This is a genomic window from Photorhabdus akhurstii (assembly GCF_019090985.1).
GTDB classification, from domain to species: Bacteria; Pseudomonadota; Gammaproteobacteria; order Enterobacterales; family Enterobacteriaceae; genus Photorhabdus; species Photorhabdus akhurstii.
On sequence record NZ_CP020335.1, the window covers coordinates 3,170,561 to 3,191,115 of the forward strand.

A 20,555-nucleotide genomic window follows, 5' to 3' on the forward strand; every position below is an offset into this window, starting at 1 on the left:
GGCAGTAGGTGTTACAGCGGATGAGTTTGCGCTTCAACTGCCGCCAGAGCGACCATATTGACGATACGGCGTACAGAAGAAATTGGCGTCAGAATGTGTACCGGTTTGGAAACCCCCATCAGAACTGGGCCAACGGTAACGCCTTCAGAACTGGTGACACGTAGCAAGTTATAACTGATACGGGCAGATTCCATATTCGGCATAATTAACAGATTGGCAGCTCCTTTCAATGGGCTATCTGGCATGATGTCACGGCGAATACTTTCAACCAATGCAGCATCACCGTGCATTTCACCATCAATTTCAAGTGAAGGTGACATTTTATTCACCAACTCCAGCGTCTGACGCATTTTCCGTGCTGAGAGGCAATCAGTGGAACCAAAACTTGAATGAGAAAGCAGCGCAACTTTTGGTTCGATACCGAAACGGCGGATAGTTTCTGCCGCCATAAGGGTAATCTCGGCCAATTGCTCAGGCGTTGGATCATTATTGACATAAGTATCCGCAATAAAAGTATTACCGCTTGGCAACATCAGTGCATTCATTGCACCGGCAGTATGAACCCCATCACGGAAACCAAATACGTTTCTCACAACCTCGTAATGTTCACTGTAACTGCCAACGGTACCACAAATCAGACCATCAGCTTCACCACGCAGCACCATAATCGCCCCAATCAGGGTTGGATTACCGATAACCGCCCGGCGAGCTTGTTCAGCAGAAACACCTCGACGTTTCATAATATTATGGTATTCCTGCCAGTATTTTTTGAAGCGCGGATCATTCTCATTATTAACGACTTCAAAGTCTTTACCCGCTTCAATATGCAATCCCAGTTTCTGAATACGCATTTCGATAACACTAGGGCGACCAATTAGAATTGGGTAAGCCAGCCCAAGAGAGATCAATTCCTGAGTCGCATGCAATACACGTACTTCTTCCCCTTCGGCCAAAACGATACGTTTTTTCGCTTTCTTAGCCTGAGAAAAAATAGGTTTCATAAACAAGTTTGTTTTATAGACAAACTCATTTAGCTTCTCAATATATGCGCCAAAGTCTTTAATCGGACGGGTTGCCACGCCGGAATCCATTGCGGCTTTGGCAACTGCCGGGGCAATTTTCACAATCAGGCGTGGATCAAATGGTTTAGGAATAATATATTCCGGACCAAAAAACAGATCCTGATCATCATAAGCAGAAGCCACTTCTTCACTCTGTTCCGCCAGCGCCAAATCAGCAATCGCATGAACACAAGCAAGCTTCATCTCCTCATTAATGGTTGTTGCGCCAACATCCAGCGCGCCACGGAAAATAAACGGGAAACAGAGCACATTATTAACCTGATTCGGATAATCAGAACGGCCAGTACAAATGATGGCGTCAGGGCGAACTTGTTTCGCCAATGGCGGCAAAATTTCCGGTTCAGGGTTTGCTAATGCCATGATGAGTGGATCTTTGGCCATCGTTTTCACCATGTCCTGAGTCAACACGCCAGGGCCGGAACATCCAAGGAAAATATCCGCACCAGGGATAACATCACTTAATGTGCGGCTGCCATTGTCTTCAATCGCATAAGCAGCTTTAGTCTCTTCCATATTTTTATCGCGACCGCGATAAATCACCCCTTTAGAATCGCATACCACAATATTTTTGCGTTGCAACCCAAGCGCAACCAGTAAATTCATACAGGCAATTGAGGCAGCACCGGCGCCAGAAACAACTAAGCGAACCGCTGAAATCTCTTTTTTCATAATCCGCAAGCCATTCAAAACAGCAGCGGTACAAATTATCGCTGTACCATGCTGGTCATCATGGAATACCGGAATGTTCATTTTTTCCCGAAGTTTTTTCTCAATATAGAAACACTCCGGTGCTTTAATATCTTCGAGGTTAATTCCCCCAAATGTCGGCTCCAGCGCCGCAATGATATCAATCAACTTATCAGGATCAGACTCATCGACTTCAATATCAAATACATCAATACCTGAGAATTTTTTAAACAGGACACCTTTTCCTTCCATCACTGGCTTACCTGCCAGTGCGCCAATATTCCCCAATCCTAAGACCGCGCTACCATTAGATATCACCGCCACAAGATTGCCACGCGCCGTATATTTGTAAGCCGCTAATGGATCTTCTGCAATTTCCAGGCAAGGCGCAGCAACACCTGGTGAATAAGCTAAGGCTAAATCTCGCTGAGTTGTCAGGGGCTTAGTCGGAGTAATCGTGATTTTCCCTGGTTGTGGAAACTGGTGAAAATCCAATGCACTCTGTTTTAATTTTTCATCCATCGTCGGATCCTTTATATACAATCTACAATCTGGAGTAAGAGCGGGAGCAGTATAATAGGTACTGTGTGTCAAATCATAACATTGACAGCGCCTTATCAATAAAGTAGCACTTTATTTGCTCATAAAAAACACTACCCAAGTTATCCACTAACGACCCTACTTTATATAGGAAAATAAAGAGAGAAACATTATCATTCATACAATATCACTAAAATTATAATAACGACAATAATTATCACATAAAAAAACTCTCAATATAAATTCAATTAAAATAAATTTTATAAAAGAAAACAAATCTAATAATCACAAATTTAATTTATTGATTTTTAACATCATTTTAAGTCAGGAAGTTATGTGTTTTTTGTGAAAATTACTCATCTTCTTTTTTTACTTATCAAACTAATTTGCGCTATTTATATTTTTATATCAGGATGTGCTTTCTGGACTTACAGAGCTATCAATTCTGTAAATCAATCGGTTTTGGTAAAATTTTTTCATAGCAATTTAATTTATGGCAGACCCATTCATTACTGCCTTTTAATCAAATTCAAAGTCTGCATTTCGTGGCTTTACTTATTAAGGGAGAAGGAAAATGTATAACCATTCAGTGATGATAGTTGATGACCACCCTCTCATTCGCCATGGCTTGAAACAGATTGTAGAGCTCGATCGAGCGCTTACCGTGACAGCAGAAGCTGACAATGGTGAAGAAGCAATAAATATTGCATGCAAGCTGAAACCTGATGTCATTATGATAGATCTCAATATGAATGGTCTTTCAGGCGTGGACACAATTAAATCTATCCGTAGAAAAGGGATCAATTCCTATGTACTGGTATTATCCGTTTCAGATGATCGAAATGATGTTTACGCCGCTATTGACGCTGGAGCCAATGGCTACTTACTTAAAGATAGCGATTTAGATTCGTTATTAAGCAGTATTCGCCACGCTGCTCGTGGACAAACTGTATTTAGCGAAAAAATATACCAACATCTCGCTAACCGTCATAAACATGTTGATCCTTTATCTGAATTGACTAAACGTGAGTTAGATGTATTAAAAGAAGTTTCCAGTGGCATGACTAATAAGGAAGTTGCTGATGTCTTATTTATTTCTGAAGAGACCGTGAAGGTACACATCAGAAACTTGTTAAAAAAACTGAATGTACGTTCCCGCCTGGCTGCAACAATCATGTATTTGCAACATAGGAAAAATGGAGTAGCCTAATACTTCTCCCGAACCGATCCTTGAGCTTATTACCGAGGATCGGCTCTTATCGTCGTTATGTAGAAATGTTATGCGGCAAATACCTCCTATGAAACCAGCCAACAAAATTGAGTCTCCTGCTTTGGTATCTCCGGCAATAAAAATCAGGATATCATCTGGATAAAACTAGCATTTTCCAGCATTATGTTTAGGTATTTAAATTTTCTTTAAGGATCTGTTAAATGATGTTGGATAAATCTTCTCAACCCGCTTTTACTCTCTATGGGATTAAGAATTGTGACACGATAAAAAAAGCCCGTCGTTGGCTGGAAGAGCAGAAAATTACTTACCTGTTTCATGACTATCGTGTTGATGGATTAAGTGCAACACTTTTGCAGTCATTTATTGACAAACTTGGTTGGGAATCATTGATTAACACCCGCGGTACAACTTGGCGTAAACTGACCGATCAACAACGAGCGACAATTAATAATGCTGACGCGGCAAAAGCGTTGATGTTGGAACAACCCGCTATTATCAAACGTCCACTATTAATTTCTGCAAAAGGTGATTGCCTATTAGGCTATAAAGTGGATGAATATCAGCAATTTTTTGCTGAGGCACTCTGAAATGACTTGTCCTGTAATTGAACTTGCACAACAACTCATCAAGCAACCCTCTGTCAGCCCGGACGATAGAGGTTGCCAAGATATTATGATCGCCCACTTGCAAGCAATTGGCTTTACCGTTGAACGGATGCCCTTTGGCGATACAAACAATTTTTGGGCCTATCGCGGCGCAGGCCCGACGTTAGCCTTTGCCGGACACACTGATGTCGTCCCGGCGGGCGATGAATCTCAGTGGGAATATCCCCCATTTGAGCCAACTATCCGTAATGGCATGTTGTATGGCCGGGGAGCGGCAGATATGAAAGGCTCATTAGCGGCTATGATTGTCGCTGCTGAACGTTTTATTGCCGCCCACCCCAACCATAATGGTCGTCTGGCCTTTCTTATTACTTCAGACGAGGAAGCAAAAGCCACCCACGGCACCGTTAAAGTGGTTGAAGCGTTGATGTCCCGCAATGAACGATTAGATTATTGCCTGATCGGCGAGCCTTCTAGCCAGCATCGCCTTGGCGATATGGTGAAAAATGGCCGTCGCGGTTCCCTGACTGCGAATCTCACCGTCCACGGTATTCAAGGCCACGTTGCCTATCCGCATTTAGCTGATAACCCAATACACCGTGTCCTTCCTGCTTTACAGACACTGGTCAATACGCACTGGGATGAAGGAAACGAATTTTTCCCGGCGACCAGTATGCAAATTGCCAATATTCACGCAGGAACAGGCAGCCATAATGTGATCCCCGGGAATGCGCAAGTTCAATTCAATTTCCGTTTCAGTACAGAACTGACTGATAGCCAAATTCGTGAACAAGTTGAAACTATCCTAAAAAATCATAACCTGAATTATACAATTGAGTGGATACTGGCAGGCCAGCCCTTTCTGACGGCCAAAGGTGAATTAGTCAATGCTGTCATACAGGCAATAGACCAATATTGCGGCTATCAACCTGAATTATCTACCAGTGGTGGTACATCAGATGGGCGATTTATTGCTCAGATGGGCGCTCAAGTTGTCGAACTGGGACCACTCAATTCAACAATTCATAAAGTTAATGAGTCTGTTAGCGCCGCCGATCTGCAACAACTCAGCCGGATTTATCAACGCGTTATGGAGCAGCTAATCCAGTGATCACAGCAAATATGTTAACCGGCCTGGCTACTGGTCACTTGATTTCTCTCTCCGGCAATCACCGATTACAACCAGAAGCCGCCAATGCTTTTCTTGCCATACAACAAGCCGCTAAAAAGGCCGGCATTAATCTGCAACCTGCCAGCACGTTCCGTGATTTTCAGCGTCAGCAAGCTATCTGGAATGGAAAATTTCGTGGTGAACGCCCGGTGTTGGATGAAAACAGCCAACCAATGGATATCACCCAGTTATCAGAAGGAGAACGCTGTAAGGCAATTCTTCGTTGGTCCGCCTTGCCCGGTGGTAGCCGCCATCACTGGGGAACAGAGCTGGATATTTATGATCCAACAATGCTACCGGATAACCAGAAGTTATTACTTGAGCCTTGGGAATATGAAAATGGCGGTTATTTCGAACCATTAACTCACTGGTTAACCGAGAATATGGCCCATTTCGGTTTTTACCGTCCCTTTGTCGGTCACAATAGCGGCATCGCTTATGAACCGTGGCATATCAGCTACCAACCATTAGCCAAACAATTAAAAAAATTGCTGACTCAACAAATATTGCTGGATGTATGGCAACAGCATGACATCGCAGGTATTGACTGGTTATCGGCTAACCTACCTTATATATTTGAAAATTACCTCCACGTTGAGCAGGAGATAACCTAATGCAATGGTTAGCCGATTACTGGTGGATTATTTTAATTTTATTGGTTGGCGTTCTTCTCAATGCCATTAAAGAGTTACGTCGCCTGGATGTAAAAAAGTTTCTGGACAACAAACCGGAGCTGCCTCCTCATCGGGATCTCAATAACAAGTGGGATGATGAAGATGATTGGCCACAGAAAAAGCCGTAGTCCACTCTTGCCAGTCTCTGGCAAGTTTCTCATCGAGACTTAACAACGCCTGTGCGGTTTCTCGCCGCCAGAGTTGCACTAATGCTTTGTAACCACTCAACCTCAATACAGAGACACATTGCTCAACACTCATTTCCTGCTGGAGATGATTTCTCAGCGCAACCAACGGCAAATCACTATTCAGCAACAATCGTTGCACGGCCGGCAATGAAGCGGAAAATGGCCGGTGAGCAAATGCAAAACCTGATAGTTCCTGCCAATCATGCCGATTGAGATGATGGTCAGTCTGGTAATCAACAGGCAAGCTAAATCCAATCTGGGATTCTAGCCAATGTGCATCGCGAGCAAGCTGTTGCTGAGCTTGAATCCCCAGAACAATTCCCTGTTCACTCAGGGGAAAAATAGCCATTGCCGTATAACAACCGCTACTGGCTTCCAGATGAGTTCCCATTCGCACTAATTGGAAACCAGATTTCTGCCACAATGCCCATAGCTCTGCGGTATAACCAAAGCTAACGGAAATAAAATCCACGCCTTGTTTTTCTGCCCTTTCCCGTTGATACGCGATCATTCCCTGAGCAATACCCTGTCTGCGATTATTAGCCTGTACAGCAACCCGGCTGATCCGTTGAGATTTCAAAACCGCCGCCTGTGGTAAACCGCTATGGGCAGCTAACGATTGCGCAACCAGATTTCCCCTTGGACGACGCCTGCCTGCCCATATTTCATGGGCTAACTCAAGCGACAACCCACCTTCTTCAACCATCCATAAAGCCCCCATCAAGGCATTATTTCTAAGAGCGGCAACAAATTGCATCCCTTTGGCATCGAATAAACGCCGTAAATCCAAAGGTGAAGTTTTGTAGTGAGCGCTGGTTAATATGCCGTAAAACTGCCTCAGTAATTCAGGCTGTTTAATCCATTGTTGCTGATGATAGACGTGATAACTGATCGCCTGATTAGAATTATTGGCAGGAATGGCATCCTCAAACAGTAAAGCGTTTTCCAACCAGTTTTCCAGCGGATCATTTTCCGCCCAACGCACAGGAGCCGTTAGATTCAGAATATGGCTATCAGGAATCCCAGCACAAAATTTAAGTAAAAATCCGCGCCCGGTACCTTCATATCCTTGTACCGTTGTGGTCAACAATATTCGGGGAAAATAGCTGATCAACTCAGATAATTGCGGCATTGGAATAGCAGCAGCTTCATCGATAAGCAACCAATCAATATCTGATACGCTATTTTGTCTACAATATTTGAGCAAACTATCTACGGCCCAGAATTTTCCCTTGTCCCCCGCATAGCGCCTGATAACTTCGGTTGTCGCCTTCGCTGGTGCGGTTAGCCAGCAATTTCCCTGCCATTGCTGCATTAACATACCAGCAAGTGTCGATTTACCTCGCCCTCTTGGCGCAGTAATGACCCATACCCCCCGATTTGCCCGCAAAAGTCGAACCAAAATGGCATGTTGGCTGACAGTTGGGTTGCCATCAGGCAGTTGCCACGCGCTGTACTGTGGAAATTCAGGGATGCATAAGGGATCATTTTGCCGCCAGAGCAAAACTTGGGAATCGCTAACAATTTGCTGCTGAATATGCTGAACAAAATACGGCGTTGGAATAGCATCTAACTGTTCGTTCCAACGTGCGCTATCCTTATCTGGTTGATGACGCCATTGGCGCCAAGATGGAACCATCATCACCAACCAACTCCCAGCTTTCAATGTGCCTGCTAATATCGCCAGAGCTTCCGCATTAAAACCTTCGGTAGCGTCAAATATTCCGTGCAGATATTCCTGACCTAATAAACTGACCGCCTTTTCTGGCAACACAGCATTCTGTTTACGATGAGAGATCCATAACCAATCACCAGTAGATCTCAGCTGTAACTCATTAGCCTGTAAATAGCACCAATGATAATCTCCGCTCAACACCAGCAAACGACGAAACCCTTGCTGCTGCATTTCCGCCTGTATCACACTCAGTTCTGACAACATAACGGCTATGATTTACCAATCAACAATGACAAAATCCCCGCGGCAATCAGCGGCCCCACAGGAACACCTTTAAACAGGGCAACGCCTAATACCGTCCCGACCAACAAACCCGCAACTGTCGATGGTTGATTAGACATGAGTGAAACACCGCGACTACCTAACCATGACACTAATACACCTATCACTATCGCGAGTAACGATTTCCAATTCATAAACGAGTTAAGGACAGCCTGTACCGTAATTTTTCCACTGGCGATAGGCGCCATTACTCCCACAGTCAAAATAAGTACACCAATAGTCAACCCATATTTTTCCACCCACGGGAAAAAATGATTTAGTGGCGTTATGCGAATAACCAGCAAAAGCAGCATTGCAAGAGTGACGGTCATGTTGTGGCTGATGATGCCCAGTGCTGCCAACACTAGCAGCACCAGTAAAGTAGGATCGAGATGACTCATAGATTTCAATACCCTACAACAGCCTAATCCTATTAGGCGAGGGCAATTTTTCCTTATATTACAGAAACAACGGGTATTTTCGTATTAATTCAAACAATTAACAAGCTAACGTCGCACCACCATCAACCACAATATCCTGTAGCGTTATATGGCTTGCCAAATCAGAAGACAAGAAGAGTACGGTATGTGAAATTTCATTAACGCTTGCAATCTTACCAAGGGGAATACCCAATTTATATTGCTCAGGATACCCGTTAATCATATTTTTTTCATCATCATCAGTTTTCCACATGGAACGCTGCATAGGCGTATCCGTCGAACCCGGCGATACAACATTACAACGTATACCAAACGGCGCGAGTTCTAACCCAACACAATGCGTTAAACTTGTCAGTGCTGATTTTGATGCACAATAAGCCGCCATTCGCATACGTGGAACATGTGCCGCATTAGAGCTGATGCTGATAATAGCGCCACTGCGCTGACGTTTAAAATGGGGAACCACGGCACGCAATAGATAAAAAGCCCCAGAAGCATTGACATTAATACAACGATGCCAGTCACTAATATTTAGCTCATCAATATTTCCCAATTGCAATATACCGGCAGCATTAACCAAAATATCTAATTTGGCTGAGATAGACAGTTGTTGGGAACAAATCATTTCGACCTTTTCTGGATCACTGATATCGAGTTGTATACATTGATAAGGCAAATCATCTTGCTCAAATACGCGATCGAAACCTATTACGTTAGCACCAAGCGCGGTAAAATCACGGGCAATTTGTTCACCAATGCCACGTGCCGCTCCCGTTACCCAGACGGTTTTATGGCTAAAATCCATCTGTAAATTTTGTTTATTTTTCATATTATTTCTTCTTTGATAGCGATTTATTACGCATTTTTTATAAATTCTATTTATCGAAATTTACTGATGAAATTATTTCTTTCGTACTCATAACCATTCCTGATTTTTCAGCAACATATTTTAAAGCCATAAGATGATCTTCAAGCGTAAAATCCGCTATTGCATCACCCACTAAAAAAGGCTTTATATCTCTCATGAATGCATCAACCGCAGTAATCATGCAACCAATATGTCCGTACACTCCGCAAATAATTAATTGATCTCTCCCTAACTCTTTTATATTTTTTTCCAACGAAGAACGTTGAAATGCACTATAACGCCACTTAACTATCACAATATCATCGTTATTAGGGGCTAAAGCATGGCTAATATGCTGTAAATGTGGTGATCTATTTAAGCCAGCTCCCCATATATCATTAAGTAATGCGCGCTCTTCATCACTTTGTACTTTAGGTTGTGCTGTATATATAATGGGAATCTCTTTTTCTTTACAAAATAATTTCAACAAATGAATATTTTCAATTAATTTATTCACTAAAGGGCTATTATTACCGAAAAATTGCAAGAAATAGTCCTGCATATCATGAATAAGTAAAATTGCCTTATGGGGTTCGAATAACCAGGAGGCTTTATTGCCTGGAAAATCTTCCGGCTGAGGTAGCCTATAATTTTTCAATAATGGAATGGTCATCTCAATACCTCCATGTCATTAATTAATTTTATAATTTATCTCGAATGAGTTTTCTTAATAATAGTTTATTAATCTTGCCAACCGGTGTAACAGGCATAACATCAATCATCTCGAAACGATCAGGCAATTTATACTCAGCAATTCCTAACCCCCTTAAATATTTCCGCAGTTGCAACCCAGTTATATTCGGATCAGCCGCCACGATAAAAGCACAACTTTTTTCCCCCAACAAAGGATCAGGCATCGCAACTAAAGCACTATGGATAACACCTTCATGTTTGAGTAGCAAAGATTCAATTTCTTCCGCAGCAATTTTTTCACCGCCGCGATTAATTTGATCTTTCTCACGACCGATAATACATACATAACCCTCTTTAGTCATATAAGCTAAATCACCGCAATAATAAAAACCTTCTTTGTCGAATACTTTCGAATTGTGCTCCGGGCTTTTATAATATCCCCGGAATGTATATGGCCCACGAACGATTAACATACCCGTTGAACCCGGCGCTTGTATATTGCCGTTATCATCAACGATACGCACCTCATCATCTTCACTCATTGGACGCCCCTGAGTGGTAAATATACGTTCATCATCGTCATTAAGCCGGGTATAACATACTAACCCTTCGGCCATACCAAAAATCTGTTGCAACTTACATGAAAAAAGTTTCGGTATCACTCGCGCCACACTTTCACTTAACTTTGCTCCACTGACTTGTAATAGTTGAAGACTTTCCAGTGAATATTCGTATTTCCTAATCGCCTGAATCCATAACGCAACAGCCGATGGCACCAGTGAGGTCATTGTGACTTGATGTTCACGTATTAGTGGAAAACAGGTCGTAGGCCCAGGATCTGTCGCTAATATGACACAACCGCCAGCGTAAAATACGCCGAGTGCTCCCGGAGAACTCAACGGATAATTATGTTGCGCCGGCAAAGCACAAAGATAACGGGTTTGTTGTGTCAATTCACAAATTTCAACACTGCGTCTAACGCTATAATAGTAATCGTCATGCGTCCTTGGAATTAATTTAGGCGTTCCTGTACTCCCACCTGAAAGTTGAAAAAAAGCGACCTCATCTGAACGTGTCGTCTCAAAATTCAAAGGTAAATTTGTTGGCTCTAACCACGGCTTTAATTCATTGGTATATAATTCATTGCTATATTGTATTTTCCGACCATTAACGACGATATTTCTGAGCCGTGGACAATCTATTTTTAATTGCTCCAGGAAATGATTATTCTGCAAAAGTGAATGTTCTGACGAAAGTACAATCAAACTTGGATCAATTTGCTGTGCATAAGAAAGTAACTCCAATTTATTATGGCTAAACAATGCATTAATAGGCACTACCCCCATTTTCAGGAGCGCAAAAAACGTAATATAAAATTCAGCTATATTTGGTAATTGTACGATAGCAGTATCACCTCGCTTTATTCCCGCTAAAGTGAGATTTGTGGCTAATGCAGAGGATTGTTGATCAAGTTGATGATAACTAAATTTACGATCACCACAGATAATAGCAATAGCTTCAGGTTGTATCTGACACTGTTTATAAAGTATGTCAGTTAAGGGTTTACCAAGCCAATAACCCTTTTCACGATAATGCTCTGCTAATTCAACCGGCCAATGTGTAAATTCAATAGACATAATTTTATTCCTTACAATAATATTCAATACCTTAAACAATCGTCAACTACTGTTTATACATATTTACTTTATCCTTAACCAGAAATATTTCGATCCTTATTTTGTGAGCCGTCTCTAAATAAATACATTTCGTAACAAGTCATACTTAGCGCAAGCGCTCAAAATACAAATTTATATGACTAAATATATTGCAAAATAAACTCATACTGCTAATAGTTAGTAGCGTATAACCTTTAATTTAAAAGGGGTAAATTATGTCATGCTTTCCTCCCGGGTATTGGGAGCAATATCCGAATACTGCCACTGTGATCACAACATATACTTGCAATGCAGCTTGCAAAGAATGTTGTTTTGAATGTAATCCCTCGGTAAAAGCACGTTTAAGCCTGGATGAAATCAAACAATTTATTACACACTCAAAAGCGAATTTTCCGGGGCTAAAGCTCGTCGTTTTCAGTGGTGGTGAATGTTTCCTACTGGGTAAAGATCTGATTGAAGCTATTCGTTTTGCCTCAGATCATGGCTTATTAACCCGTTGCGTGACTAATGGTTATTGGGGGAAAAATAGAGAGAAAGCGAAAAAAATCGCCCAAGATTTACTCAATGCCGGCATCACAGAGATGAACATCAGCACCGGGAAAGATCACAATGAATGGATTCCTCTTGACAGCGTAGTTGCAGCAGCAGAAGCATTGGCCGAACAAAACATTACAACACTGATTACAGTAGAACAGGATACCGCTGATTCTGCCATTGCAACGCAAATCACACAGAACCCGGTTATTAAGCGCCTGAAAGAACAAAACAAGATTAATTTACAACGAAATACCTGGATGCCGTTCTATGACACCAGTGAAGAACGAAAAGATGTGCCAAACCGGGATCAGCAATTGGCAAAAGGGTGCGATCAGGTCTTTGAAAATATTGTACTAACACCACACGGTGAAATTTCCGCTTGTTGCGGGCTGACATTAGAGCATATTCCCGAAATGAAACTTGGTCGTTTACAAGGAGGCGATGTATCTCAACTTTTTAAAGGTCAGGAAGAAGACTTTATGAAAGTATGGTTAAGGACAGAAGGACCATACAAGATCCTAAAAAAATATCGCCCACTGGATAGCAACATTAATCTGGAAAAAATCGTTCATCCCTGCCAAGCCTGTGCTCATTTGCATAAAGACGAAGGAACACGCCGGAATCTGTTAGATAATTATCACAAAGAAATCATTCCCGTGATGAAGAAATTTAATGCTAAAGAAAGACTGGATCTCATCTACTACTCAGCAGAGAAAAATGCCGTTAACTTAACTGAGGAATAACTTGATGAAACGACGTACATTTATTGGCGTAGCGGCGGGAGCCGCCGTTGGCAGTATCATACCCACTGTTAACGCCCGTTCTGACAGTAACCGTCTCTTCGGCGTACCACGTTCACTACTTTCTCCGGGAGAAGTCGAAGAAAATAGGCTGAGGCTATCAATGTCAAACGCCAAACTCCCCATTGAAGTTTGGGAAGAGCTTATTACCTACAACCGATTTTGGGAAACGATAAAACAGCAACCGGCTTTGGCATTATCATATCGAGAATCACCGGAAAAAGTGCTGGATGAATTTGGTATAGATAAAGAGATTGTTAGCCCCGGTTCCGCAGAGGAATTACTGTTATTCATCACTTATGACAAAGAGTTAATGCATGCGGTAAAAACCAACGACTATGAAGAATTATTTTCCCGGCTAAAGAGCTACGGCTTAAATAGAAGGAAATCAAGCCTGAGAAGCCGAATTAATCACTACCTTAATCAAGACGCCAATCTGATCGCGCATTTTAAAGAACACATTGTACCAGATAAGTTCAAAGAGGCAGATATTCCCCCTCTTCTCAGGTTAAAAGAAATTTTGGAGCCTTTGAACAACGGAGACGATACTAATCTTGCGGTAGGAGCAAGTGTCGTAGCCACCATTAACATGGCGGCCGTAGTTACCGCACACACCTCTACTTCCGTCAATGTATCAACAACAACCAGTGTGATAGCACATGTCCTGATATTGACAGCGGTCTCGGTCTCTGGAAAATGCGTGGCGCAGTATCAGCCTCAAATTAATTATAATGAGATTTCCGCCAATACTGCCTCCATTCATCTTGCCAGAATCTATAATAACCAAGAAATGGTAGATACACTGGTCAAAGAAACAATCGAGAGAGAAATCACTGCTTGTCTGTTTGCCGCACAAAAATGTGGTTATATTAATTTGCCAACGACCCGTGAAGAGCGCAAAGAAGTCATGCTGCTTCTTACTGAATTGTCCTTAAAAACGATGACAACATGAAAAATACAACAAGATCGAATCGAAACTTTAACGTTATTACTAACGAATATCACCAAAATAACTCTTTTTCGGCTAGGAAATTTTTATTGAATGAGGTGGTAATCAAGGAAAGGTCTTATTCTTCTTTAGGAATATTTTTATTTACTATTTTGTGATCGGACTCTAAATAAGTGCCTTTTGTCAAAAAATATGTTTAGTCTAAACGCTCAAAATATAAATTTAATCCACTAACCTATTGCAAAATGTCACCATCCAGCCAATAGTTAGTATCGTCTGACCTTTAACTTAACGGAGGGTAAATTATTCCATGTTTTCCTATTGAATATTTTTCCATTGAGTATCAGGAACGATACCCAAATCCTGTTATGGTAATCATAATATATACTCACAATGAATATCGCAGGTAAGAAATATCAGTTAGATAATTATTTCAGTAATGAAGAAACTTAATAAGGAAAGGTTACATCTTATCTTATATAACGCTCAATAAAAAAAGAATTCCGTTAACTTATAAAGGAATGAATTATGAAAAGACGTACATTTATTGGCGTGGCTGCCGGCGCAGCTATTGGCAGTGTTATACCCACCGTTAACGCTCGCACTGATAGTAACCGCCTCTTTGGCGTGCCACGTTCATTACTCTCTCCGGGAGAGGTTGAAGAAAATAAGCTAAGGTTGTCAATGTCAAACGCTAAACTTCCGGTTGAAGTTTGGGAAGAGATCATCACCTATAACCGATTCTGGGAAACCCTACAGCAGCAGCCCAATTTGGCATTAGAATACCGGGAGTCGCCGGAAAAAGTGTTGTCTGAATTTGGCATAGACAAAGATATCGTTAGCCCCGGTTCCGCGGAAGAATTACTGCTATTCATTACTTATGATAAAGACTTAATGAATGCGGTAAAAACCAACGACTATGAAGCCCTCTTTTCCCACCTAAAAACCTATGGTTTAAACGAAAGAGGCTCAAGTCTGAGAAGCCGAATCAATCACCATCTCAATCAAGATGCCAGCCTGTTCGCACATTTTAAAGAAAACATCGAATCCTACCAGCTCCAAGATACAAACAGTCCTCCTCTTATCCGGCTGAAGGAAATTCTGGAACCCTTAAACCATGCAGATGACACCAGTATTGAGATTGCTCGCCTTGCGGTAGGGGCCAATGTCGTCGCTGCGGTCAACGTGGCTGTCGGCACCCGAGTTGTCGCAGCAGTGAATGCGGCGGCGGCAGTTAACGTAGTAGCCTACTTAAGCCTGGCGGTACAAACAGCGGTTACTGTATGTATGGCAAATTATTTACCCAAAATTGATCATAGCGACCTTTCAACCGGCACGGCTTCTCTTCATCTTGCCAGACTCTATAACAACCAAGAAATGGTCGATACACTGGTCAAAGAAGCTGTCAGAAGGGAGATCACCGCTTGCCTGTTTGCAGCGCAAAAGTGTGGTTATATCAATCTGCCCGCAACACGTGAAGAACGCAAAGAAGTGATTCATCTCTTTACCGAATTATCTTTAGGAATGGCAGCAGCATGAATAATATCGTGGGATTAAATCCAGACTTCAAAGTCATATTAATGAATGTCGCTATGCTCGTCCTGATCGCTTTAGTTTTTCTGCCTGTACCATACTGGCTCAGTAACAATAATCCCAATAAGCTGGCGGCAAGTATCGCGACGACTCTCTTTGTCATCATTGCCTTATTTGTAGGCTATCAACTGTTATCAAATAAAGCCGTGGTCAAGGAAGAAAAATTATTGATGAAGTCCGGGGTATATTCACACGAATGGGTTATTTCCTCATTACGCCGGGAAGAAGGCGTTTCCCTGGAAGATTTCAGTCGCAGTAATGGTATACATATCATCCATTATTCGTCTGGATACTATCACAAGGGAAAAAATAAATATTTCATTCTACGTGTAAGCAAACGCCCTCTGATTTGCTTTAACTCAGAAGGTAATATTGGGTTATGCATAGATGAATCTATTTTTGAAAAAATAAAAGGCGAGTTGCAAGATAAAATATAGCGTGGAGCCACAAGATAATGGAATACCGTGACAATCATTGGCCGTTGAATTATACACAGCTCCGCTTAGCTATCGCTAATACTGTTGCTGACGATAAATCTGTCTTTAATGTCGGTGAATTCGTCAGCTTCAGTGATAATATTAGCCTGGCAAAATTGAAGCAGGCCATTATTACCATTCATCAATTCAATGATGGTTTTTCCTTACGTTACCGTATTGCCGAACACAATATTTTTCAGGAAAAAAGCGCTACGCCGGTCGAAGTTATACCAATAAAACTGTCAGATCCAGCAGTAGAACCAGCGGCAAAAGCTGATTTTGCAAAGAGAACAACTCAACCGCTAGCGCCTGAAAAAGGGGTGACGATAAGACATTATCTTTACTTTAATGATGTTGGGTGCTGTTTTTGGGGAATCATCGCTCACCATATCGCCACAGATTATTGGGGCATAGGTCAGTTGATTCACGATGTTTTGTCTTGCTATGAACGGCAAACATTCCACCCAACATCAGCGCCTGTTTTTACCTATCAGGCTTACCTTAACGATGTTAAATATAAAGCAAACGCGCATTATGCCAACAACAAAGAGTATTGGAATAATTATCTCAACCAACTGCCCAAATTAGAGGATTACGCCCGTAAACGCCTATTTCCTTCAAAAGCAATTAAGGTAAGCCGGCCGCTCACTGCAAACAACGGTAGTTTTACCTTTAATGATAAATTCATGATGATACTGGCTTTATGTCTGCAAATGAGCAAACGAGGTCGCTTATCAACAAGTATCATTAATTTACCTTTCTCTAACCGACGCGACAAAGGAGAATACTGTTATTATCGCCCGGCAATGAACACGTTACCTCTGATGGTTTCTTTAACTCCTCAGGCAACAATAAAACAGATCCTTGTAGCAATGCAGTCGCAAATGAGTCTGCATAGCAAGCATAGCCGTATTGATATAAACGATTTAAACGATGAGGCAATCAATCGAGCAGATCAATTCACTGCCGCTCCTTATGTTAATCTGCTGCATGAGCTTGAACATGATCTCATGAAAGATAATCGCGCTATTCGCGGTTGTATGACTTCCGGCGCAGTCAATAATTATGGTATTAACATCCGGTTTTCTCCTAATGAGAAATCAGCATTAGTTGAATTGGATGTGGGGAGCCGATTGTACAGTCATTTTGCCGCTGATGTTCTGATCGACGATTATTTACGTATTTATAGCATTATTGCAGAAAATATTAATGAAACGGTCGAGACATATTGGGAAAAATATAAAGAAATTAAACCAATAGATAATATTACCTCAGTCCTGTGGAACCCAGAAAATATTTTCACTCATCATCCGATCAAAGAGAGTATTCTTGCCAGAATAGCACAAATCGTTGAAATATCGCCGGATAAAAAATCCGTCATTTATGGGGATCAAGCAGAAATAAGCAGTGTGCATTGCCTTAATTATCACGAACTTTACCACAAATTATTAACTTTCAGTCAACTACTACTATCCTGCCCGCTACAAAACCGAAGGGTAGCTGTATTATTACCCAGAGGGGTAGAGTCATTATTATCTATATTATCAATCCATACTGCGGGATTATGTTTTGTCCCAATCAATATGACATTCAGTCAAGAGGAAATTAACAGTATATTAGATGGCCTGAATATTTCTTTATTAATTACTGCCCGACGCTATCATGAAAAAATAAACAGTATTAATAATACGCATCTTCTCTTTATTGAAGATATAGAGACTCGCCCTTCTGAAATATTCCTGGGGAATGATATAAAACGTCCCGCGACTCAAGAGGACGAAGCCTATATCTTTTTTACCTCAGGCACCACTGGCGCACCGAAAGCAGTACCAATAACATTTAAGGGGCTTTATGCTTATTTAGCTGCGATGACAACGCAGTATGGTATTAAACAAGATGACGTTATTCTCAATTTCAGCACCCCGGTTTTTGATGCTTATATTGAAGAGGTGTTCGGCTGTTTTTATCAAGGCGCTACATTGGCGATTGCCGACGATCACATGATCGTTGAGCTTGATGCGCTATTTTCATTTTGCCACGCACAATCAGTCACTATAGTTAACTTTCCTACCAATTATTGGCATCAAATTGTCTTTTTCCTACATGCAGCGATTAAAGAACTCGCCCCTTCGATTAGAATGACAATTATCGGTGGCGATCTGGCAATGGATAAAGCCATTCATCATTGGTTGGAAAAAGTAGGATGTGGTATTTCCCTAATTAATTCTTACGGCCCAACAGAATGTTGCGTTGTAGCTAGCTGTCACAACATAGATGATAAATTTCAACCCGGCAATATCATTGGTAAAGCGCTAGCAAATACCACTATCGTTATTCGGGAATATGGAACTGATAAGATCATTAGTGGCAGTAGTGGAGAAATATGCATTCGTGGCGATTCTATCTGTACTGGATATATTAACGATAATCAGTCAACTTCACGTAAGTTCTTACAGTTGAACGATGGAGAAATCTATTATTTAACCGGAGACCGTGGATTTTACGATGACCAAAGGAATTTAAATTTCATTGGCCGCCTGGATAAAGAGCGTAAAATTGACGGGAAACGTGTCGATCTGGATGAAATGCAAAAATTACTTACAGCGGCGATTAATATTGATGACATTCATTTAACTATCAAAGAAAATGAGACTGGGTACCAATATATTAATATATTTATACCTGATGGTTCCTACTCAATTACACGTCACGAAATCGTCTCATTCTTGCGTGGATGTTATCCAAAATTGCAAGTACCTTTTATTGTCGAACTAGCAGCATCCAACGATGCTTCTCCAGTGTCGGAGTTGAATAAAAAAGACAATATTTCGCAAATTAAAGGGGAAAAACGAGAAATATTTTTTACTTTATGGCGGGAAGTTTTTGGCGATAGTGATAGCATTATTGATGAAGAGACTAATTTCTTTGACGCAGGCGGTACTTCGCTTAAAGCATTATTGTTAATTAATAAGATCCAGCAACGCTTTAATTGTTCTCTCCACCTGGAAGATTTCTATCACGCCCCAAGAGTAGGTTATCTATTACAATCTATCATTCAACAAGGGCAAATACCGGTTTTAACCGATAAAAATAGCACTTGCCTGACAGAGCAACACGACCAATATTATTGGATTATCGATACGATCTCTAATCGATCCGGCGCTCATAATATCCCGCTATATTATCATCTGACCGGCGAGATTGATTTAAAGAAATTACGTTACGCTTTGCTGTATATCATGCAATATTTTCCTGCCCTCTGCCAACGAGTCACCATAACAGATGGGCAACTCTCTTTAACCTTCTCACCTGCTGCCAAAGAGAATCTGCCTTTCGAATATATCGATTTAACTCATGCTACCGGCATTAATATTGAGATTTCATTACGCAAGATCTTAAATGATATGGCATTTAAGCCGATGGCGTTGCAAGATAATCCGCCGGTATATTTTAAGTTATTAAAAATAGCAGAGCACGAGCACTACCTTTTATTAAATTTCCATCATGCATTTTGTGACGGGATGTCGATTGCTCATGTACTGCAAAAATTATCTTCCGCTTACGCCGATAATGTACCAAAAATTGAAGCCGCTACGAAAACAGGTATTAATGTCATCAATCAGCGCATGTCAGACGAAACATTAAATTTTTGGACAGAAAAATTGTTCAATGTACTTTCGGCTGCCGGACAGCGCAATGATACATCAGAAGCTCATCAGAGGAGCCGGGGGCGACGTTATTCAATGCCGTTGTCTCCTCAATTAATTGCCTCACTATCCAACACGCAGAAAAAATACGCGGTGACTCTGGAACATATTGTGATTGGCGCATTTCTGATGACTATTAATTCATTACTCAATAAAGATGAGATTATCGTCGGTATTCCTTGTGCCAACCGCGTTCCTCCCATATCGTTTGACAGTGTTGGTAGCTTCGCAACAACACTACTGCTGCCCTACGTTACCACGGAAACTTCGTTGATTAACGTATCCCGGCATGTCCGCGATTTTCTGGCAGACGCGAATACTCATTCCAATATCTCACTGGCGTATTTAAAACAACACCTTCATCACCACCACAGTATGCAATTGCCGGAAATTACCTACTATTTTTCTTCTCAAATAGGATTTGAAACCAGTTTATATCTTGGTGAAACCCGTTGCACCAAGGAAAAAATCAAGGGACTCAAACCTAAAGGAGATATTGCGCTCGAACTGATCAATTTACCAACCGGGATAGGTCTGGAATGGCTATACGATGATGATATTTTCTCAGAAGATATCATCAGTGATATGGGGCTATTTTTGATTGATTTATTGGATTGCATGGGCACTCAGCATGACCTGATGCCTGGCGATACGGAACGATAA

15 protein-coding genes and 1 pseudogene are annotated in these 20,555 nt (G+C 41.4%); 10 read left to right on the forward strand and 6 right to left on the reverse strand.

Annotated elements, in window-relative coordinates; all coding sequences use genetic code 11:
* Positions 1–11 precede the first annotated feature (11 nt).
* Positions 12–2,291: an NADP-dependent oxaloacetate-decarboxylating malate dehydrogenase gene (gene maeB / locus B0X70_RS13690; protein ID WP_110086442.1), complete on the reverse strand. Its 2,280-nt coding sequence runs from the start codon at positions 2,289–2,291 to the stop codon at positions 12–14.
* A 592-nt stretch (positions 2,292–2,883) separates the two neighbouring features.
* Here maeB and B0X70_RS13695 point away from each other — a divergent pair.
* From B0X70_RS13695 to B0X70_RS13715, 5 genes are all read left to right on the forward strand, one after another.
* Positions 2,884–3,519 (forward strand): response regulator, encoded by a 636-nt coding sequence (locus B0X70_RS13695; RefSeq protein ID WP_011146941.1) that lies wholly within the window; start codon positions 2,884–2,886, stop codon positions 3,517–3,519.
* Between the two features lie 224 nt (positions 3,520–3,743).
* Complete coding sequence (locus tag B0X70_RS13700; RefSeq protein WP_046394792.1) at positions 3,744–4,127, forward strand: ArsC family reductase; 384 nt, start codon at positions 3,744–3,746, stop codon at positions 4,125–4,127.
* 1 nt (position 4,128) lies between these two features.
* Positions 4,129–5,256 carry a succinyl-diaminopimelate desuccinylase gene (gene dapE, locus B0X70_RS13705; protein ID WP_217469580.1) on the forward strand — a complete coding sequence of 376 codons (1,128 nt, stop codon included), beginning with the start codon at positions 4,129–4,131 and terminating at the stop codon, positions 5,254–5,256.
* An 11-nt stretch (positions 5,257–5,267) separates the two neighbouring features.
* On the forward strand, positions 5,268–5,930 hold the full coding sequence (locus B0X70_RS13710; RefSeq protein ID WP_217471733.1) for a M15 family metallopeptidase: 663 nt from the start codon (positions 5,268–5,270) through the stop codon (positions 5,928–5,930).
* Entirely contained in the window at positions 5,930–6,118 is a 189-nt protein-coding gene (locus B0X70_RS13715; RefSeq protein ID WP_036779759.1) for a YpfN family protein, read from the forward strand. Before B0X70_RS13710 ends, B0X70_RS13715 begins: the two co-directional genes overlap by 1 nt.
* Here the strand turns inward: B0X70_RS13715 and B0X70_RS13720 are convergent.
* From B0X70_RS13720 to B0X70_RS13740, 5 genes and pseudogenes are all read right to left on the reverse strand, one after another.
* A complete protein-coding gene (locus B0X70_RS13720; protein ID WP_217469581.1) occupies positions 6,069–8,117 on the reverse strand; it encodes a tRNA(Met) cytidine acetyltransferase TmcA in 2,049 nt (682 codons plus the stop codon). The two genes, B0X70_RS13715 and B0X70_RS13720, sit on opposite strands and share 50 nt — an antisense overlap.
* A 5-nt stretch (positions 8,118–8,122) precedes the next feature.
* Positions 8,123–8,575 carry a DUF441 domain-containing protein gene (locus B0X70_RS13725; protein WP_011146947.1) on the reverse strand — a complete coding sequence of 151 codons (453 nt, stop codon included), beginning with the start codon at positions 8,573–8,575 and terminating at the stop codon, positions 8,123–8,125.
* A 97-nt stretch (positions 8,576–8,672) separates the two neighbouring features.
* Positions 8,673–9,443: a 2,3-dihydro-2,3-dihydroxybenzoate dehydrogenase gene (dhbA, locus tag B0X70_RS13730; protein ID WP_036779753.1), complete on the reverse strand. Its 771-nt coding sequence runs from the start codon at positions 9,441–9,443 to the stop codon at positions 8,673–8,675.
* Positions 9,444–9,513: 70 nt separating this feature from the next.
* Positions 9,514–10,134, reverse strand: a pseudogene (locus B0X70_RS13735) (isochorismatase family protein); the annotation flags it as partial.
* A gap of 28 nt (positions 10,135–10,162) precedes the next feature.
* Positions 10,163–11,791 carry a (2,3-dihydroxybenzoyl)adenylate synthase gene (locus B0X70_RS13740; protein WP_217469583.1) on the reverse strand — a complete coding sequence of 543 codons (1,629 nt, stop codon included), beginning with the start codon at positions 11,789–11,791 and terminating at the stop codon, positions 10,163–10,165.
* Positions 11,792–12,045: 254 nt separating this feature from the next.
* Between B0X70_RS13740 and B0X70_RS13745 the strand changes: the two genes are divergently transcribed.
* The 5 genes from B0X70_RS13745 to B0X70_RS13765 all read left to right on the forward strand — a co-directional run bounded on the left by B0X70_RS13745 (position 12,046) and on the right by B0X70_RS13765 (position 20,555).
* On the forward strand, positions 12,046–13,110 hold the full coding sequence (locus tag B0X70_RS13745) for a radical SAM protein (protein ID WP_217469584.1): 1,065 nt from the start codon (positions 12,046–12,048) through the stop codon (positions 13,108–13,110).
* Positions 13,111–13,114: 4 nt separating this feature from the next.
* Entirely contained in the window at positions 13,115–14,119 is a 1,005-nt protein-coding gene (locus B0X70_RS13750) for a hypothetical protein (protein ID WP_217469585.1), read from the forward strand.
* Positions 14,120–14,644: 525 nt separating this feature from the next.
* Complete coding sequence (locus B0X70_RS13755; RefSeq protein ID WP_217469586.1) at positions 14,645–15,655, forward strand: hypothetical protein; 1,011 nt, start codon at positions 14,645–14,647, stop codon at positions 15,653–15,655.
* Positions 15,652–16,146: a hypothetical protein gene (locus B0X70_RS13760; RefSeq protein ID WP_036779744.1), complete on the forward strand. Its 495-nt coding sequence runs from the start codon at positions 15,652–15,654 to the stop codon at positions 16,144–16,146. The genes B0X70_RS13755 and B0X70_RS13760 overlap by 4 nt, the downstream gene beginning before the upstream one ends.
* A 17-nt stretch (positions 16,147–16,163) precedes the next feature.
* Positions 16,164–20,555: a condensation domain-containing protein gene (locus B0X70_RS13765; protein ID WP_217469587.1), complete on the forward strand. Its 4,392-nt coding sequence runs from the start codon at positions 16,164–16,166 to the stop codon at positions 20,553–20,555.

Coding starts and splice junctions, on each gene's coding strand:
- maeB (WP_110086442.1), bottom strand. CDS start 2,291: ATGGATGAAAAATTAAAACAGAGTGCATTGGATTTTCACCAGTTTCCA.
- B0X70_RS13695 (WP_011146941.1), top strand. CDS start 2,884: ATGTATAACCATTCAGTGATGATAGTTGATGACCACCCTCTCATTCGC.
- B0X70_RS13700 (WP_046394792.1), top strand. CDS start 3,744: ATGTTGGATAAATCTTCTCAACCCGCTTTTACTCTCTATGGGATTAAG.
- dapE (WP_217469580.1), top strand. CDS start 4,129: ATGACTTGTCCTGTAATTGAACTTGCACAACAACTCATCAAGCAACCC.
- B0X70_RS13710 (WP_217471733.1), top strand. CDS start 5,268: ATGTTAACCGGCCTGGCTACTGGTCACTTGATTTCTCTCTCCGGCAAT.
- B0X70_RS13715 (WP_036779759.1), top strand. CDS start 5,930: ATGCAATGGTTAGCCGATTACTGGTGGATTATTTTAATTTTATTGGTT.
- B0X70_RS13720 (WP_217469581.1), bottom strand. CDS start 8,117: ATGTTGTCAGAACTGAGTGTGATACAGGCGGAAATGCAGCAGCAAGGG.
- B0X70_RS13725 (WP_011146947.1), bottom strand. CDS start 8,575: ATGAGTCATCTCGATCCTACTTTACTGGTGCTGCTAGTGTTGGCAGCA.
- dhbA (WP_036779753.1), bottom strand. CDS start 9,443: ATGAAAAATAAACAAAATTTACAGATGGATTTTAGCCATAAAACCGTC.
- B0X70_RS13740 (WP_217469583.1), bottom strand. CDS start 11,791: ATGTCTATTGAATTTACACATTGGCCGGTTGAATTAGCAGAGCATTAT.
- B0X70_RS13745 (WP_217469584.1), top strand. CDS start 12,046: ATGTCATGCTTTCCTCCCGGGTATTGGGAGCAATATCCGAATACTGCC.
- B0X70_RS13750 (WP_217469585.1), top strand. CDS start 13,115: ATGAAACGACGTACATTTATTGGCGTAGCGGCGGGAGCCGCCGTTGGC.
- B0X70_RS13755 (WP_217469586.1), top strand. CDS start 14,645: ATGAAAAGACGTACATTTATTGGCGTGGCTGCCGGCGCAGCTATTGGC.
- B0X70_RS13760 (WP_036779744.1), top strand. CDS start 15,652: ATGAATAATATCGTGGGATTAAATCCAGACTTCAAAGTCATATTAATG.
- B0X70_RS13765 (WP_217469587.1), top strand. CDS start 16,164: ATGGAATACCGTGACAATCATTGGCCGTTGAATTATACACAGCTCCGC.